Below are 581 nucleotides of genomic sequence, written 5' to 3'. Positions count from 1 at the left end.
TCTTTACTCCGCCAGTAGGACTCGAACCTACGACATCATGATTAACAGTCATGCGCTACTACCAACTGAGCTATGGCGGATAAAAGCTAAGCGACTACCATATCTAACAGGGGGCAACCCCCAACTACTTCAGGCGTTCTAGGGCTTAACTGCTGTGTTCGGCATGGGAACAGGTGTATCTCCTAGGCTATCATCACTTAACTCTGATTGATTATCCAATCAAAATTGAATACCTATATATTCTAACAAGTTTCCGACGCGCTGTCAATTCGTCTCAGTTACTTTGGATAAGTCCTCGAGCTATTAGTATTAGTCCGCTACATGTGTCACCACACTTCCACTCCTAACCTATCTACCTGATCATCTCTCAGGGCTCTTACTGATATTAAATCATGGGAAATCTCATCTTGAGGGGGGCTTCACACTTAGATGCTTTCAGCGTTTATCCCTTCCCTACATAGCTACCCAGCGATGCCTTTGGCAAGACAACTGGTACACCAGCGGTAAGTCCACTCTGGTCCTCTCGTACTAGGAGCAGATCCTCTCAAATTTCCTACGCCCGCGACGGATAGGGACCGAAC

Annotated in this window: 1 tRNA gene and 2 rRNA genes; all 3 read right to left on the bottom strand. The window is 46.6% G+C overall.

The window, feature by feature from the left end:
- Positions 1-6: 6 nt before the first annotated feature.
- Positions 7-80 (bottom strand) — tRNA-Asn (locus EII32_RS11545).
- 5 nt (positions 81-85) lie between these two features.
- Positions 86-201 (bottom strand): 5S ribosomal RNA (rrf, locus tag EII32_RS11540).
- An 82-nt stretch (positions 202-283) separates the two neighbouring features.
- A 23S ribosomal RNA gene (locus EII32_RS11535) occupies positions 284-581 on the bottom strand; the annotation flags it as partial.

It is taken from the genome of Prevotella sp. OH937_COT-195 (genome assembly GCF_003932845.1).
Taxonomy (GTDB): Bacteria; Bacteroidota; Bacteroidia; order Bacteroidales; family Bacteroidaceae; genus Prevotella.
This window is presented reverse-complemented; position numbering and strand designations above follow the sequence as displayed.